This is a genomic window from Streptomyces sp. NPDC056160, from assembly GCF_042268205.1.
Lineage (GTDB): Bacteria > Actinomycetota > Actinomycetes > Streptomycetales > Streptomycetaceae > Streptomyces.
On record NZ_JBHJUW010000037.1, the window covers coordinates 23525 to 39152 of the forward strand.

13 protein-coding genes and 1 riboswitch are annotated in these 15628 nt (G+C 73.8%); of the genes, 8 read left to right on the forward strand and 5 right to left on the reverse strand.

Going from position 1 to position 15628, the window contains the following annotated elements; translation table 11 throughout:
* The first annotated feature begins 114 nt into the window (after positions 1 to 114).
* Positions 115 to 276: riboswitch (cyclic di-AMP (ydaO/yuaA leader) on the forward strand.
* A gap of 12 nt (positions 277 to 288) precedes the next feature.
* Together ACFC02_RS16225 and ACFC02_RS16230 are read left to right on the forward strand one after the other, a co-directional pair.
* Positions 289 to 1047, forward strand: a complete 759-nt coding sequence (locus tag ACFC02_RS16225; RefSeq protein WP_376357004.1) for a peptidoglycan DD-metalloendopeptidase family protein — start codon at positions 289 to 291, stop codon at positions 1045 to 1047.
* A 269-nt stretch (positions 1048 to 1316) separates the two neighbouring features.
* Positions 1317 to 1976 (forward strand): GntR family transcriptional regulator, encoded by a 660-nt coding sequence (locus tag ACFC02_RS16230; RefSeq protein ID WP_376357006.1) that lies wholly within the window; start codon positions 1317 to 1319, stop codon positions 1974 to 1976.
* Between the two features lie 202 nt (positions 1977 to 2178).
* Here ACFC02_RS16230 and ACFC02_RS16235 read toward each other — a convergent pair whose 3' ends face one another.
* Positions 2179 to 2460 carry an HPr family phosphocarrier protein gene (locus ACFC02_RS16235; protein ID WP_003981826.1) on the reverse strand — a complete coding sequence of 94 codons (282 nt, stop codon included), beginning with the start codon at positions 2458 to 2460 and terminating at the stop codon, positions 2179 to 2181.
* A gap of 203 nt (positions 2461 to 2663) precedes the next feature.
* On the opposite strand from ACFC02_RS16235, the gene ACFC02_RS16240 reads away from it, so the two are divergent.
* From ACFC02_RS16240 to ACFC02_RS16255, 4 genes are all read left to right on the forward strand, one after another.
* Complete coding sequence (locus ACFC02_RS16240; RefSeq protein ID WP_376357009.1) at positions 2664 to 5984, forward strand: GNAT family N-acetyltransferase; 3321 nt, start codon at positions 2664 to 2666, stop codon at positions 5982 to 5984.
* A 50-nt stretch (positions 5985 to 6034) separates the two neighbouring features.
* Positions 6035 to 6631: a DUF5998 family protein gene (locus tag ACFC02_RS16245; RefSeq protein ID WP_360964242.1), complete on the forward strand. Its 597-nt coding sequence runs from the start codon at positions 6035 to 6037 to the stop codon at positions 6629 to 6631.
* A complete protein-coding gene (locus tag ACFC02_RS16250; protein WP_376357011.1) occupies positions 6631 to 7824 on the forward strand; it encodes an alkaline phosphatase family protein in 1194 nt (397 codons plus the stop codon). The genes ACFC02_RS16245 and ACFC02_RS16250 overlap by 1 nt, the downstream gene beginning before the upstream one ends.
* A gap of 71 nt (positions 7825 to 7895) precedes the next feature.
* Entirely contained in the window at positions 7896 to 8555 is a 660-nt protein-coding gene (locus ACFC02_RS16255; RefSeq protein WP_360963582.1) for a thymidine kinase, read from the forward strand.
* A gap of 134 nt (positions 8556 to 8689) precedes the next feature.
* Here the strand turns inward: ACFC02_RS16255 and ACFC02_RS16260 are convergent, their stop codons facing one another.
* Positions 8690 to 9514 carry a VOC family protein gene (locus ACFC02_RS16260; protein WP_376357014.1) on the reverse strand — a complete coding sequence of 275 codons (825 nt, stop codon included), beginning with the start codon at positions 9512 to 9514 and terminating at the stop codon, positions 8690 to 8692.
* Positions 9515 to 9757: 243 nt separating this feature from the next.
* Between ACFC02_RS16260 and ACFC02_RS16265 the strand changes: the two genes are divergently transcribed.
* Positions 9758 to 10609, forward strand: coding sequence for a sulfurtransferase (locus ACFC02_RS16265; RefSeq protein ID WP_376357016.1), 852 nt, complete (start codon positions 9758 to 9760; stop codon positions 10607 to 10609).
* Between the two features lie 69 nt (positions 10610 to 10678).
* Here ACFC02_RS16265 and sepH read toward each other — a convergent pair whose 3' ends face one another.
* Positions 10679 to 11716, reverse strand: a complete 1038-nt coding sequence (sepH, locus tag ACFC02_RS16270) for a septation protein SepH (RefSeq protein ID WP_376357018.1) — start codon at positions 11714 to 11716, stop codon at positions 10679 to 10681.
* A 487-nt stretch (positions 11717 to 12203) separates the two neighbouring features.
* On the opposite strand from sepH, the gene ACFC02_RS16275 reads away from it, so the two are divergent.
* Positions 12204 to 13094, forward strand: coding sequence for a hypothetical protein (locus tag ACFC02_RS16275; protein WP_376357020.1), 891 nt, complete (start codon positions 12204 to 12206; stop codon positions 13092 to 13094).
* On the opposite strand, the gene ACFC02_RS16280 is transcribed toward ACFC02_RS16275, so the two are convergent.
* Together ACFC02_RS16280 and ACFC02_RS16285 are read right to left on the reverse strand one after the other, a co-directional pair.
* Positions 13018 to 14337, reverse strand: a complete 1320-nt coding sequence (locus ACFC02_RS16280) for a D-arabinono-1,4-lactone oxidase (RefSeq protein WP_376357022.1) — start codon at positions 14335 to 14337, stop codon at positions 13018 to 13020. The genes ACFC02_RS16275 and ACFC02_RS16280 overlap by 77 nt on opposite strands.
* Positions 14297 to 15535, reverse strand: a complete 1239-nt coding sequence (locus ACFC02_RS16285; protein WP_376357024.1) for an MFS transporter — start codon at positions 15533 to 15535, stop codon at positions 14297 to 14299. Before ACFC02_RS16285 ends, ACFC02_RS16280 begins: the two co-directional genes overlap by 41 nt.
* Positions 15536 to 15628: the final 93 nt, after the last annotated feature.

Consider the following 15628-nt stretch of genomic DNA (forward strand, 5'->3'; position numbering starts at 1 on the left):
CAGTCTGCCCTGTGGGCTGCGCTACAAAAACCCGGATCCGTTTGGGATGCGGAAGCGGCCCCGTCTAGCGTCGGTCCGGCTGTTCGTCGGGCAGTGCGCCGCACCCGCGGCACCGGACAGTCATCGCCGAGTCCCCGTACGGCGCGAGCCAGGGGAGCCGGGGACCCACGCAGTCCCTGGGGTGAATCGGACACCGCGCGCCGCGCGCGGGGCCCGTAGGAGACCTTCCTGCTCCGAACCCGTCAGCTAACCCGGTAGGCGAGAGGGAAGGAAAGGACCAGCCACCACATGGCGTTCACGCGCGCCACCGGGAAGCACCGTCGCCCCAGCCGGATGCAGCGCACCACCGCCCGCGCGGCGGGCGTAGCGGCCCTCACCACCACCGGTGTCATCGGCACCCTCGCCGCCTCCCCGGCGCTCGCCGCCGAGACCCCCGCCCCGGCGGACACCGGGCTCACCCCGGTCGTCACCCTCGGCGACACCGTGGCCGAACGGGTCGACGCGCAGGCCACCGCCCAGATGGAGGCGGCCCGGCAGAAGCAGGCCGAGGAGGCCGCGCGCAAGCGGGCCGCCGAGCAGGCGAGGAAGGCGCGCGAGGCCAAGGAGCGGGCCGCCCGCGAGGCCGAGCGCCGGCGCCTCAACACCTTCGTGCCGCCGATCACCGGCTCCTACGTCTCCACCGGCTACAAGACCGGCGGCTCCCTGTGGTCCTCCGGCTCCCACACCGGCATCGACTTCCACGCCGCCGCCGGCACCGAGGTGCACGCGGTCGGCGTCGGCACCGTCGTGCAGACCGGCTGGGGCGGGGCGTACGGCAACCAGATCGTGATCAGGATGGCCGACGGCATGTACACCCAGTACGGTCACCTGTCGTCCATCGGCGTCTCGGTGGGCCAGCAGGTCACGCCAGGTCAGCAGATCGGCCTGTCCGGCGCCACCGGCAACGCCACCGGCCCGCACCTCCACTTCGAGGCGCGCACCGCCCCGGACTACGGCTCGGACGTCGACCCGATCGCCTACCTCCGCAAGCACGGCGTGCACGTCTGAGGCGGCACCCGCCCGAAGGCGTGAAGCGCTGACCGTCAGGCAGAGCCCCGGCCCACCGGCCGGGGCTCTCCGCATTCCGGCGCCTGTTTCCGCACTTCCGCACTTCCGCACTTCCGTGCTTACGTGCTTCCGTGCTTCCGTGCTTCCGTACTGTCCAAAAAATATCCCCGGATTCCGTCACGCCGTCGGAAATTCCCGCGCGTTGCCATAGAGTCACGGAACACGCGTTCATCGCGGGAGTTCCACGGGGATCAATGCGGAGGTCGGTCATGCGCGTTCCGGCGCACGCGGTGTGCACGGCGATCCGGGACGACATCGTCGCCGGGGTCCACGAACGCGGCACCCGGCTCACCGAGGAAGTCCTCGCGCGCCGCTACGGCGTCTCGCGCGTGCCCGTGCGCGAGGCGCTGCGCACCCTGGAGGCCGAGGGCTTCGTCGTGACCCGGCGGCACGCGGGCGCCTGCGTCGCCGAGCCGACCGAGCAGGAGGCCGCCGACCTGCTGGAGATGCGCCTCCTGCTGGAGCCGCTGGGTGCCGCACGGGCCGCCCAGCGGCGCACCGAGGCCCATCTGAAGGTGCTGCGCGGCCTGGTCAGGCTGGGGCAGGAGCGAGCGGTGAGCGGCGGCGGCGAGGAGCTGCGGTCCCTGGCCGCCTGGTTCCACGAGACCCTGGCCCAGGCCTGCGGCAGCGCCGCGCTGAGCACCGTACTGGCGCAGCTGCGGCACAAGATCGCCTGGATGTACGGGGTGCCGGACCCGGCCGACCCGGTGGAGGCGTGGGCCGAGCACGGGGCGATCACGGACGCCGTGGCACGCGGCGACACCGGACGCGCCCGTGCGCTCGCCGCCCTGCACGCCGAACGGGTGACCGCCGCACACCGAGTGAGGGCTCTGAAACGTCCCCTCAACACATCGGCCGGACGGAATTAACACGACTGCCGTATACAAAGAGGAAATCGCCTGAGGGGTTGCCCGGGGCGGTATTCACGCTGCCTTGAATTGGTTCAGGCGTCCCCGATGCGCTCCGCATTTCCCGCCACCGGGGCCGTACGGAAACCGCGCCGCCCGGAAAGACGGGGACGACGCGGTTTCCGTATGCGATATGTGCCGCCCCGCCGCGACCGGCGACCGGTCAGACGGTCTCGGGAAGCTCCTCGAGCCCCTCGGCGACCAGCTTGGCCAGCCGGTCAAGGGCGGCGTCCGCGCCCTCGGCGTCGGAGGCGAGGACGATCTCCTCGCCGCCCTGCGCACCGAGGCCGAGGACGGCCAGCATGGAGGCCGCGTTGACGGGGTTGCCGTCGGCCTTGGCGATCGTCACGGGGACCCCTGAGGCCGTGGCGGCCCGGACGAAGATGGAAGCGGGGCGGGCGTGGAGGCCCTCGGCCCAGCCGACGTTGACGCGGCGCTCAGCCATGTGATGCTGCCCTTCAGTGTTTCAGGTTGTCTAGACCAGTTTCCCATACGTGAAGCTCGTCCCGGACGGCACCGGAGCCGGTGCCCCGGCGGCGCCGGACCGCGGCCTCGGTCCGGCGGGGCTCCGCCCCGGGCGTGTCTTCACGCGTGTCCCCCACAGACTGCCTCGCGCCGTTGTCGGACGCGAGCCGTACTCTGGGGCCCATGCACACCTCGTCGGACCGGCAGGAGTACCCCGCGCACTGGGAGGCCGACGTGGTGCTGCGCGACGGCGGCACCGCGCGGATCCGCCCGATCACCGCCGAGGACGCCGACCGGCTGGTCAGCTTCTACGAACAGGTGTCTGACGAGTCCAAGTACTACCGCTTCTTCGCGCCGTACCCGCGACTGTCCGCGAAGGACGTCCACCGCTTCACGCACCACGACTTCGTGGACCGGGTGGGACTCGCGGCCACGATCGGCGGCGAGTTCATCGCCACCGTACGCTACGACCGCGTCGGCACGGCGGGAGCGGCCGCCTCCGACCGCCCGTCGCCCCCCACCGCCCCTGCCGCAGGGCGCGCCGCGCCCGCGCCCCCCGTCTCCGACGAGGCCGAGGTCGCCTTCCTGGTGCAGGACGCCCATCAGGGCCGCGGGGTCGCCTCCGCCCTCCTGGAGCACATCGCGGCCGTCGCCCGCGAGCGCGGCATCCGCCGCTTCACCGCCGAGGTGCTGCCCGCCAACAACAAGATGATCAAGGTGTTCACCGATGCCGGGTTCACCCAGAAGCGCAGCTTCGAGGACGGCGTCGTACGCCTGGAGTTCGACATCGAGCCCACCGACCGCTCGCTGGCCGTGCAGCGCGCGCGGGAGCAGCGCGCGGAGGCGCGGTCGGTGCGGCGGCTGCTGACGCCGGGCTCGGTCGCCGTCATCGGAGTGGGCCGCACCCGCGGGGGCGTGGGCCGCAGCATCCTCGACCACATGCGCGAAGCCGGCTTCCCGGGCCGGCTGTACGCCGTCAACCGGGCCTTCGGCGAGGCGCGCGGGGAGATCGACGGGGTGCCCGCACACCGCTCGGTCCGGGAGATCGACGGGCCGGTCGACCTCGCCGTGGTCGCCGTGCCGGCCGCACACGTCCCCGAGGTGGTCACCGAGTGCGGTGAGCACGGCGTGCAGGGACTCGTCGTGATCTCCGCCGGGTACGCCGAGAGCGGCCCGGAGGGGCGGGAGCGCCAGCGCGCCCTGGTACGGCAGGCGCGCACGTACGGCATGCGGATCGTCGGGCCCAACGCCTTCGGCGTCGTCAACACCTCGCCCCAGGTCCGGCTGAACGCCTCGCTCGCCCCCGCGATGCCCCGCCCCGGCCGGATCGGCATGTTCGCCCAGTCCGGTGCCATCGGCATCGCCCTGCTCTCCCGGCTGCACCGGCGCGGCGGCGGGGTGACCGGGGTGACGGGCGTGTCGACGTTCGTCTCCGCCGGCAACCGCGCGGACGTCTCGGGCAACGACGTCCTCCAGTACTGGTACGACGATCCGGACACCGACGTCGCACTGATGTACCTGGAATCCATCGGCAACCCGCGCAAGTTCACCCGCCTCGCCCGGCGCACGGCGGCGGCGAAGCCGCTCGTCGTCGTGCAGGGGGCCGGATCGGGCCCGCAGGGGCACGCCGTCCGGGCCACACGCCTGCCGCACGCGACGGTGTCCGCGCTGCTGCGGCAGGCCGGCGTCATCCGGGTCGACACCATCACGGAGCTGGTCGACACCGGACTGCTGCTGGCCCGGCAGCCGCTGCCCGCCGGGCCCCGGGTGGCGATCCTCGGCAACTCCGAGTCGCTGGGCGTGCTCACCTACGACCGCTGCCTGGCGGAGGGCCTGCGCCCGCAGCCGCCGCTGGACCTCACGACGGCCGCGTCGGCGGAGGACTTCCGCACGGCGCTGGCACGGGCGCTCGCCGACGAGACGAGCGACGCGGTGGTGGTCACCGCGATACCCGCACTCGGGGAGGGGGCCGCCGAGGACGCCGCCCTGGCCGAGGCGCTGCGGTCGGCCGCGGAAGCGAGCCCCGGCAAGCCGGTGCTGGTGGTCCACGTCGAACTGGGCGGCCTCGCGGAGGCCCTGTCGGCGGCAGCCAGCACGGGCCCCCAGCCCGCCACGCCGACGGCTCCGGGTTCGCCCCTGGTTCCCGGCTCCCCGGCCGTTCCAGGCACCCCGACCGCCTCCGGCTCCCCGGCCGCTTCCGGCTCCCCGGCCGCTTCCGGCTCACCCGCTGCTCCTGGCTCACAAGCCGCTCCCGGTTCACCGACGGCTCCCGGTTCACCGGCGGCCCCTGGCTCACAAGCGGCTCCCGCCTCACCCGCTGCTCCTGGCTCACAAGCGGCTCCCGGCTCACCCGCTGCTCCGGGTTCGCCCCTCGTTCCCGGCTCACCCGCCGTGCCCCGCCGACCCGCCGTGCCCGGCCCACCAGCCGCTTCCGGATCACCCGCCACTGCCGGCTCACCGGCCGCCCCCAGCTCCCCGTCGGTCTCGTCCCCCGGCGCCGGTCCGTACCCGGCATCGCCCCCCGCCACCGAGGTCCCCGGCCGGGCCGCCACTGCCACCGCCGCCCCCGGCCGCACCCCTGCCCCAGCCGTCCCCGGATCCACCCCCGCCCCCGTCTCCGCCCCCACCCCGCCCGGCGGCCCCCGGCTCATCCCCGCCTACCCGGCCGCCGAGCGTGCCGTGCGGGCGCTCGCCGAAGCCGTCCGGTACGGGCAGTGGCGGCGGGAGGCGGCCGACCCGGGCAAGGTGCCCGAGTACGAGGACATCGACGAGAAGGGCGCCGCCGACCTCATCGGCGGCCTGCTCGCGCGCGACCAGGGCCTCACCCTCGGCACGGAGGAGACCTGCGCGCTGCTCGGCCGCTACGGCATCCCCGTCCGCCGTGCCGTACCCGCGCCCACCCCCGACGACGCCGCCGCAGCCGCCCGCACCCTCGGCTACCCGGTAGCCCTGAAGGCCACCGCCCCGCACCTGCGCCACCGCGCCGACCTGGGAGGCGTCCGCCTCGACCTGGCCGGCGAGGAGCAACTGCGCCGGGCCTACGCGGAGTTGACGGACCTGTTCGGGACCCCGCAGGAAGTGCGGCCGGTGGTGCAGACGATGGCGCCCAGGGGCGTCGACACGGTCGTACGGTCCGTCATCGACCCGGCGGCCGGCGCGGTGCTCTCCTTCGGGCTCGCCGGAGCCGCCTCCCAGCTGCTCGACGACATGGCGCACCGACTGGTCCCGGTGACCGGCCGGGAGGCGACCTCCATGATCCGTTCCATCCGGACGGCCCCCCTGCTGTTCGGCTGGCGCGGCTCCGCCCCGGTCGACACTCTCGCCCTCGAGGAACTGCTGCTGCGTGTGTCCCGGCTGGTCGACGACCACCCGGAGGTCGTCGCCGTCACCCTGGAGCCGGTCGTCGTCTCCCCGCGCGGGCTGAACGTCCTCGGCGCGAGCGTGCGCCTCGCGCCCCCGCCCGTCCGTGACGACCTCGGCCCGCGCACCCTCCCGGCGTACTGACCGCATCCCCCGCACCGACCGGTGCCTCGCAGTCAGTGCCTCCCCGTAGGATGGACGGCATGGCCAAGACCAGTACGACGACCCAGGGGCTGCGGACGGCGATCGAACGCAGCGGCTACTACCCGGCTCTCGTGGCCGAGGCGGTGGAGGCCGCCGTGGGCGGCGAGCCCATCCGGTCGTACCTGGTCCACCAGGAGACCACCTTCGACCAGAACGAGGTACGGCGCCACGTCACGGTGCTCGTCCTCACCGGCAACCGCTTCATCGTCAGCCACACCGACGAGCAGGCGGCCGACAGCACCTCCCCGACCCCGTACGCCACCACGTCCACGGAGTCGGTGAAGCTCGGCCGGATCTCCTCGGTCGTCGTCAGCCGGGTCGTCGCCAACCCGGAGCAGTACACGCCGGGCACCCTGCCCCGCGAGGTCGTCCTCACCATCGGCTGGGGCGCCGTCTCCCGCATCGACCTGGAGCCCGCCGCCTGCGGCGACCCGAACTGCGAGGCGGACCACGGCTACACCGGCAACTCGACCGCCGACGACCTCAGCCTCCGCGTCAGCGAGGCCGGGGACGGCCCGGAGACCGTGCGCCAGGCCCTCGCCTTCGCCCAGGCCATCTCCGAGGCCACCGCGGACGTCACCCGCTGATGTCGGCACAGCCCACCGCCTGGGACCACCCCGAGCCCCTGGCCGTCGAGTCCGCGCCCGTCCCCGAGTACGGGTCGGGGTCGCTCGCCGACCTGCTGCCCACCCTGGCCGCGGGCATGGGCGTTCCCGAGACGACCGCGGCGATCGCCGAGCTGGCCCCCGCCGACCGCGCCTGCGTCTTCCTGATCGACGGCCTCGGCTGGGAGCAGCTGAGGGCGCACCCTGACGAGGCGCCCTTCCTGACCTCCCTGCTCGGCAGCTCGCGCGGCGGCACCGGCCGGCCGCTCACCGCCGGCTACCCGGCCACCACCGCGACCTCCCTCGCCTCCGTCGGCACCGGCCTGCCCCCCGGCGCGCACGGCCTGCCCGGTTACACCGTGCGCGACCCGGCCACCGGCGCACTCATGAACCAGCTGCGCTGGCAGCCGTACACCGATCCGCGCCCCTGGCAGCCGTACCCCACCGTCTTCGAGCTGGCCCACCGCGCCGGGGTGCACGCCGCGCAGGTCTCCTCCCCGACCTTCCAGAACACCCCGCTCACCAAGGTCGCGCTCAGCGGAGGCACCTTCCTGGGGCGGCTGACCGGCGAGGACCGCATGGACGTCGCGGCCGAGCAGCTCGCCGCCGGCGACCGCGCCCTCGTCTACACGTACTATTCCGAACTCGATGGCGCCGGCCACCGCTTCGGCGTGGACTCCGACGCCTGGCGGGGCCAGTTGATGTACGTCGACCGGCTGGTCCAGCGGCTGGCCGAGCAGCTTCCGCCGCGCAGTGCCCTCTACGTCACGGCCGACCACGGCATGGTCGACATCCCGTTCGACGAGGAGCACCGCGTCGACTTCGACGAGGACTGGGAACTGCGCGCCGGGGTCGCCCTGCTCGGCGGCGAGGGCCGCGCCCGGCACGTCTACGCGGTGCCGGGTGCCGCGGGCTCCGTGCTGACCTGCTGGCGCGAGGTGCTGGGCGAGCAGTTCTGGGTGGCCTCGCGGGACGAGGCGATCGACGCCGGCTGGTTCGGTCCCCGCATCGACGAGCGGGTGTACGCGCGGATCGGCGACGTCGTCGCGGCGGCCCGCGACGACGTCCTGCTCATCGCCTCCGAGCGCGAGCCCAAGGAGTCCTCCATGGTCGGCAACCACGGCTCGATGACCCCGGCCGAGCAGCTCGTCCCACTCCTCGAAGTACGCTCCTGAAGCCCCCGCCCGGCCCCCTTCTCCCCACCTGCCCAGCCCGCCCCGCCTCGCCGAAAGGTGCCCGCCCCCTCATGCCCGAGCTGGTGTTCTTCTCCGGAACCATGGACTGCGGGAAGTCGACACTGGCTCTCCAGATCGAGCACAACCGCTCGGCGCGCGGCCTCGCCGGCATGATCTTCACCCGCGACGACCGGGCGGGCGAGGGCAAACTCTCCTCACGGCTCGGCCTGGTCACGGACGCGGTGGAGGTCGAGGACGGCGTCGACCTGTACGCCTACCTCGTCGACCACCTCTCCCAGGGCGGCCGGGCCGACTACGTGATCGCCGACGAGGCGCAGTTCCTCGCTCCGGGACAGATCGACCAGCTCGCCCGCGTCGTCGACGACCTGGAGATCGACGTCTACGCGTTCGGCATCACGACGGACTTCCGCTCCAAGCTGTTCCCCGGCTCCCAGCGCCTGGTCGAACTGGCCGACCGGGTCGAGGTGCTCCAGGTCGAGGCCCTGTGCTGGTGCGGCGCCCGCGCCACGCACAACGCCCGCACGGTGGGCGGCGTCATGGTCGTCGAGGGCGCCCAGGTGGTCGTGGGCGACGTCGACCAGTCCGAGGACGAGGTCGGTTACGAGGTACTGTGCCGCCGCCACCACCGTCGCCGCATGACGGCGGCCTCGGCCCGGGCGGCGGCACTGTCGCCGGACGTCCTCCCGGTGGAGCCGGGCACCCGTCGCTGACACCGAGGCGTCGGCCGCGCCGAGCCGGCCGGGCGAACCCGGCCCGAGCCTCACGCGAGAGGGTGACGACGGCCCGCCGCGTTCCTGCGGTCCCGGTGCGCCGAGCGCGTTCACCGCCGCTGGGACCTGCCGCGTCAGCGTCCGCTCCGCACCAGGGCGAACCGGGCCCCCTCGGGGTCCGCGACCGTGGCCGCCCGGCCGTGGGCGGTCTCCCGCGCCGGAGCGAGGACACGGCCACCGAGCCCGATCACGCGCTCCAGCGCCGCGTCCACGTCGTCGACCGCGAAGTACGTCGTCCAGTGGGACCCCCCGTCGTGCCGCAGGGCGGGCCCCACGCCGAGGATCCCCGCGACCGGGCGGCCGTCGAGGCACAGGGTGACCTGGTCGACGGCCTCCCCGTCCGCGCCGGCACCGCCGGACTCGGCCCGCCGCTCCTCGTAACCGAACAGCGTCCCGTAGAACTTGGCGACGTTCGCGGTCTCGAAGGTCCGCAGCTCGTTCCAGACGGGCGTGCCGGGCACCCCGCCGGCGTTCGTGCCGCGCTCGGCCGGCACCTGCCAGACGCCGAAGACCGCCCCCGAGGGATCGCAGCCCAGGGCCAGCCGGCCGGCCGCGCCCGCGTCGAGCGGCCCCACCCCGACCGTGCCGCCGCACAGCCGTACCGTTTCCGCCGTCAGATCCACGTCGTCCGAGGCGAGATACGGCGTCCACGCGACGGGCAGCTGCCGGTCCGCGGGCAGCCGGCCGATCCCCGCCACGTGCCGCCCGCCCAGCAGTGCCCGCACGTACGGGCCGAGCTGGGGCGGTCCCGGTTCGAACTCCCAGCCGAACAGCTGCCCGTAGAAGGCCTGTGTCGCCGTCATGTCGTGGACCATCAGGCTCACCCAGCAGGGTGCGCCGGGCGTGTGCCGAGCGGGTGTCCGGCCGTCGCGTCCGGTCGGCCCCGGTGCCTGCGTCATCGTCACTCTCTCCTTCGGCCATCGAGGTGGCCGCGTCGATTCCGCTCTTCCCCCGGACCCCGGTCGATGACCGGAGGATGCCCCCTGTGCGGTGTCCTGCCCGTTTCGGCTCGCTTGCCGGCGGATGTCGATCGACTGCACAGCATGTGGCCGATCCCGTACGCCTCGTGATCGGACCTGTCCGGCCGAGCAGAGTAGCGGGACCCGGACGCCGCGGCCACCCCGTGCGCAAGGATGGTGACCATGAACGCCATCATCTCCGCATCCGAACTGGCGACCGCCCTCGCCGGGCCGAACCCGCCGGTCGTCCTCGACGTGCGCTGGCAGCTCAGCGTGGCCAAGGCCGCCGGGGAGCCACCCTTCGACGGGCGTGCCGCGTACGCGTCGGGGCACGTCCCCGGCGCCGTCTTCGTCGATCTGGACCGCGAGCTGGCCTCGGCACCGGGCCTCAACGGCCGGCACCCGCTGCCCGGCACCGAGCAGTTCGGTGCGGCGATGCGCCGCGCCGGGGTCCGCTCCGGAGCGCCGGTCGTCGTCTACGACGGCGGGCAGGGCTGGGCGGCGGCTCGCGCGTGGTGGCTGCTGCGCTGGACCGGGCACCCCGACGTACGGGTCCTCGACGGGGGCCTGGCGGCCTGGGACGGACCGCTGGAGACGACGGTGCGCGAGCCGGACGCGGGTGATTTCACGCCGTCGCCCGGCGCCCTGGAACTGCTCGACGCCGACGGCGCGGGGGAGTTGGCCCGCTCCGGAGTGCTGTTCGACGCGCGCGCGGGGGAGCGCTACCGCGGTGAGGTGGAGCCCATCGACCGCGTCGGCGGCCACATCCCGGGCGCGGTGTCCGCACCCACGACCGAGAACGTGGGCCCCGACGGTCGTTTCCTGCCCGCGGCCGAGCTGCGGGAGCGGTTCCGTGCGCTGGGCGCGGCCGACGACACGCACGTGGGCGTGTACTGCGGCTCGGGCGTCTCCGGCGCGCACGAGGTGCTGGCCCTGGCCGTGGCGGGCATCCCGGCCGCCCTGTACGTCGGCTCGTGGTCGGAGTGGTCCTCGGACCCGTCGCGTCCGGTGGCGGTGGGAGCCGACCCGCAGTAGGCGCGGGCAGCGCGCACGGGAAGGGCCGCGCCGGTCCGCGCGGCCCTCCTTCCCGTACGCGGTCGCCCGCTACTCCTGCTTCTTGCGGCGGGTGCCGAAGACGATCTCGTCCCAGCTCGGGACGGCGGCCCGGCGGCCGGGCCGGACGCCGTCCGCCTCGGCCTGGCGGTCGGTCGCGCCGACGAGGCGGTCACGGTGGCTGCTGACCGAGCGGGGCATGAGGACGTCCGCGTAGGCGGAACCGGCACCGGCGGACGCCGCGGGGGCCGGCGGTTCCTCCACCGTCGCCTCCTGGTCGGGCTCCTCCACGGGCTCCGGAGTGCGCTCGGGCACCACCAGGTCGCCGCGGAAGCTCGGCACCGCCTCCAGCAGGCTGGTCAGGGAGTCGCGCTCGCCCGCGCTCTCCTCGGCCGGTTCGAGCGCCTGCGCGGGCAGTGCGGGACGATCCCGGTCGCGATCCCGGTCCAAGGGGCGGTCGCGGGGCAGCCGGGCGATGCGCGGCACGAACGGGAAGCTGGGTTCCGGGGCGCCGAGGTCGTCGGACTCGCCGATCAGGGCGCGCGCCTCCGAGTCGACGGCCTGCACCAGGCGTCGTGGCGGGTCGTACGTCCAGCTCGCCGAGTGCGGTTCGCCCGCGACCAGGTAGACCAGCAGGACCTCCCAGGTGCCGTCGTCGCGGCGCCAGGAGTCCCACTGCACGGTGTCCTTCTCTGCGCCGCGCAGCAGCAGCCGTTCCTGGACGGCCTCGCCGAGCAGCGGTCCGGAGTTCTCGCCGGGGCGCCGGACCGGGGTCTTGCGGGCCCGCTCGGCCATGAAGGCGCGCTCGGCGAGCACGGGGCCCTCGAAGCGGCGTACGCGGTCCACGGGGATGCCGGCGAGCTGGGCCACCTCTTCCGCGGTCGCACCTGCTCTTATCCGCGCCTGGATGTCGCGGGGGCGGAGATGGCTCTCCACCTCGATCTCGATCTGGCCGAGGCGGGGACGGTCGCCGCGCACGGCGGCGCGGAGCCGTTCGTCGATGGGAAGCGTGTACTCCGTGCTGTCCGCAGCCTTCAGCACCAGCCGTGTGCCGTCATTGGAGACGGCCACGACACGCAGTTCGGGCATGGGGACCTCCCGGGTGGTGCCTGCCGACGTCACGTGCGTCGCTGCTTCCGCTAGTCGAGTGTGGCCTGCCCGGGTGCAGCCTGCCACAACCTTGCCGAGTTGCCCGGCGTGTCGGGCACGGGCCCTGGATCGCCGTTATGGCACGGTTACCTGTTCACCACGCTCGGTGACCAACTGCGTCACCCTGTGCAACCAGCCCCCTCCCGGCGGTCCAGCAGGTCTCGGACACCCCGGCGGGAGGCCGGACCCAGGGCTCGCCACAGTACTCCATTCGGACCACGTGCGTGGATCGGCGCGCCGCCCAACTTCTGGCGAGGCGAAGGACTTGGCCGCCCCTGACCCGTTTTATCGATCATGAACGTGGCGTACTTCACGTAATCACCAGAAACGGAACTAACGGTTTCGTCCGTACGTCCCTTTCTCGTGCAGTCGGCCGATCAGATCCCGAAGGTCGGTCATGTGTGGGAGAGGCAGGCAAGGTCCGGGTATGCGCGAAAAGCCCGAGAGCGATGGCGGGGCGAGTGCCGGGGAGGAAGTGAGGAAGCGGCGGATCGACCTGAGCGTGCCCCAGGTCGCGGGCAGTGCCGTGGCCGCGGTGGTGGCCGCGAAACTCGCCTCGTACTTCGGCGTCTACGGCACGATCCTCGGGGCCGGGGTCGTCAGTGTGGTCGCCACCTGCGGCGGCTCCGTCTTCCAGCACTTCTTCCGGCGCACGGGCGAGCAGATCCGCACCGTCACCGTCACCGTCCCCACCCGGCCGGTGGCGGCCGGTGCGCCCGCCGGGGTGCCCGCCGGGCGCGGCGCCCCGGCCCCCGGCGAGTTCTCCGAGGGCACGGTCTACCGGGCCCGCGTCAAGAGCTGGAAGCGGCCGGTGATCGCGGCGGCCTTGGTGTTCGGGGTCACCATGGCCGGCATCACCGCCTACGAACTGGTCTCGGGCAGCAGCTTCAGCGGCCGGGGCGGCACCACGGTCGGAGACGCCGTGACCGGTCACCGCGGCAAGCCGTCGCCCTCCGGCGGCGACACGCCGCAGACGTCGACCTCCCCGGGCGCGGGCACCGGAACGGGTGACGGACACGCGCCGGGCGACACCTCCCGAGGCCCCGGCCGGGGCGCGGCGGGGAGCCCCACACCGACCCCCGGCGCCGGCACGGGCTCGGCGGGCACGGGGAGCCCAGGCGGCGCGGGCGCCGGGAGCGCGGACGGCGGCACGGGAACCGGAGGCCAGTCCTCCGCGGGGCCGCGCGGGGACGGCACGCCGGGCACCGGCGGAACGGCCACCCCCGAACCGGGTGCCTCGGCTACTGCCCCAGCACCCTCCGCAAGTAGTCGTTCCGGAAACGGCGTTCAGGATCCAGCCGGTCCCGCAGCGCAGTGAACTCGCCGAACCGCGGATACACCCGCGCGAAGTACTCCGCGTCCCTGGTGTGGATCTTCCCCCAGTGCGGCCGTCCCTCGTGCGCGGTGAAGATGCGCTCGGCGGCGGTGAAGTACCGCTGGTAGGGCGTGCCCCGGAACATGTGGACGGCGATGTAGGCGCTGTCCCGGCCCGAGGCGGTGGACAGGGTGATGTCGTCGGCGGGCGCGGTGCGCACCTCCACCGGGAAGCTCACCCGCAGGCCGGAACGGTCGACCATCGCCTTCAGCTCACGCAGGGTGTCCGCCAGGGCCGTCCGCGGGACGGCGTACTCCATCTCCACGAAGCGCACCCGGCGCGGCGAGGTGAAGACCTTGTACGGGATGTCGGTGTACGTCCGCGCGGACAGCGCCCGGCTGGAGACGCGGGCGATCGCCGGGACGGCCGCGGGCGCCGCCCTGCCGACCCAGTTGGCCACCTGGAAGATCCCGTTGGACAGGAACTCGTCCTCGAACCAGCCGGCCAGCGGTCCCACCGGCGCCTCGGGGCCCGCGCTGCGGTTGTTGCGCTTGGTGTTGGTGCTGTCGGTGTGCGGGAACCAGTAGAACTCGAAGTGCTCGTTCTCCGCCCAGAGCTGGTCGAACTCCGTCAGCACCCGGTCCAGCGGCATCGGTTCCTCGCGGGCGGTCAGCAGGAAGACCGGTTCCACCGCGAACGTGATCGCCGTGATGATGCCGAGCGCGCCGAGGCCCACCCGGGCCGCCGCGAAGACCTCGGGGTTCTCCTGCGCCGAGCAGCTGAGCACCGAGCCGTCCGCCGTGACCAGCTCCAGGGCCTTGATCTGAGCGGCGATGGAGGCCGACTCGCGGCCCGTGCCGTGCGTGCCGGTGCTCGTCGCCCCCGACACCGTCTGCTCCATGATGTCGCCCATGTTGGTGAGCGAGAGCCCCTCGCGCGCCAGCGCCGTGTTCAGGCGCTTGAGGGGAGTGCCCGCCTCCACCGTGACCGTCATGGCCTCGCGGTCGATGCCGCGGATGCCGGTGAGCAACTGCGGGCGGACCAGGAGGCCGTCCGTGGCGGCGATGGACGTGAAGGAGTGCCCGGTGCCCACCGCCTTCACCGGCAGACCGTCCTCGGCGGCCCGGCGCACGGCCGCGGCCAGCTCCTCCACCGACGCGGGTGTCACCTCCCGCGCGGGACGGGAGCGGACGTTCCCGCCCCAGTTACGCCATATGCCGTTCTTCGCGCTCGCTGTGCTGCCCAACGGTGCCTCCCCGACCCGGAGCCGGCCTGCTGAGCCGGCGGTACCCGAGGAAACCGACCGCGACCGCGACGGCCCCGGCGACCGCCGGGACCCCGTACCCGGAGCGCGCGCCGGAGGAGTCGATCACCCAGCCGGCCACCGACGACCCCAGCGCCACCCCCACCGCGAGCCCGGTGCTCACCCAGGTCATGCCCTCGGTCAGGTGCGCGCGCGGTACGTGCTCTTCGACGAGGGCCATCGTCGTGATCATCGTGGGAGCGACGGACAGGCCCGCAACGAACAGCGCCACGGCCAGAAACGGAAGGTTTCCGACCAGTAGGAGGGGGATCATACTCACGGCCATCGTGCATACGCCCAGCAGCCAGCGGCGGGCGGGCGCTCCCGAGGGCCGCAGCAGTCCGAACAGCACGCCCGCCGTGCACGAGCCCGCCGCGTACAGCGCGAGCACGACACTGGCGGCGCCCTTGTGGCCCCGCTCGTCGGCGAAGGCCACGGTGACCACGTCCACCGCCCCGAAGATCGACCCGGTCGCCACGAAGGTGGCCACCAGCACCTGGAGGCCGCGCGCCCGCAGCGCCGAACCGCCGCTGTGCTGCTCGCGCGGGTGCGGTTCGGGCTCGGTGGCATGCTGCGACGTCAGCCAGAAGACGCCCACGGCGAGGAAACACGCGGCCAGCAGCGGCCCCGCCTCCGGGAACCAGGCCGTCGACAGCCCGATGGAGACGATCGGCCCGAAGATGAAGCAGACCTCGTCCACCACCGACTCGAACGAGTACGCGGTGTGCAGCTGCGGGGTGCCCCGGTACAGCGCCGCCCAGCGCGCGCGGACCATAGCCCCCAGCGAGGGCACCGAGCCGATCCCGGCCGCGCACACGAACAGCACCCAGTCCGGCCACCGGAACCAGGCGGCCAGCAGCAGACCGGCCGCCGCGGTGAGCGAGACGAGCGTCGCCGGGCGCAGCACCCGGCGCTGCCCGTACCGGTCGACCAGGCGGGATATCTGGGGCCCGAACGCGGCGGCGGCCAGCGCGATGGTGGCCGACAGCGCGCCCGCGAGCCCGTAGCGCCCGGTCAGCTGGGAGATCATCGTGACCACGCCGATGCCCATCATCGACAGCGGCATCCGGCCGAGGAACCCGGCGGCGGAGAAGCCCCTGGAGCCGGGAGCGGCGAACAGGGCGCGGTACGGGCTGGGCACAGGATCTCCGGGTATCCGGTAAGGCGTGAAAGGAGCTGATACAGCTTACGGCCCCGCCGGCCCGCGGCGCACCCGCTCATGCGGGTCGCGATC

Excerpts from the sequence above, each read along its gene's own strand:
- ACFC02_RS16255 (WP_360963582.1), top strand. The coding sequence starts at position 7,896 with ATGCCCGAGCTGGTGTTCTTCTCCGGAACCATGGACTGCGGGAAGTCG.
- ACFC02_RS16230 (WP_376357006.1), top strand. The coding sequence starts at position 1,317 with ATGCGCGTTCCGGCGCACGCGGTGTGCACGGCGATCCGGGACGACATC.
- ACFC02_RS16235 (WP_003981826.1), bottom strand. The coding sequence starts at position 2,460 with ATGGCTGAGCGCCGCGTCAACGTCGGCTGGGCCGAGGGCCTCCACGCC.
- ACFC02_RS16250 (WP_376357011.1), top strand. The coding sequence starts at position 6,631 with ATGTCGGCACAGCCCACCGCCTGGGACCACCCCGAGCCCCTGGCCGTC.
- ACFC02_RS16260 (WP_376357014.1), bottom strand. The coding sequence starts at position 9,514 with ATGACGCAGGCACCGGGGCCGACCGGACGCGACGGCCGGACACCCGCT.
- ACFC02_RS16265 (WP_376357016.1), top strand. The coding sequence starts at position 9,758 with ATGAACGCCATCATCTCCGCATCCGAACTGGCGACCGCCCTCGCCGGG.
- ACFC02_RS16225 (WP_376357004.1), top strand. The coding sequence starts at position 289 with ATGGCGTTCACGCGCGCCACCGGGAAGCACCGTCGCCCCAGCCGGATG.
- ACFC02_RS16245 (WP_360964242.1), top strand. The coding sequence starts at position 6,035 with ATGGACGGCATGGCCAAGACCAGTACGACGACCCAGGGGCTGCGGACG.
- sepH (WP_376357018.1), bottom strand. The coding sequence starts at position 11,716 with ATGCCCGAACTGCGTGTCGTGGCCGTCTCCAATGACGGCACACGGCTG.
- ACFC02_RS16240 (WP_376357009.1), top strand. The coding sequence starts at position 2,664 with ATGCACACCTCGTCGGACCGGCAGGAGTACCCCGCGCACTGGGAGGCC.
- ACFC02_RS16275 (WP_376357020.1), top strand. The coding sequence starts at position 12,204 with ATGCGCGAAAAGCCCGAGAGCGATGGCGGGGCGAGTGCCGGGGAGGAA.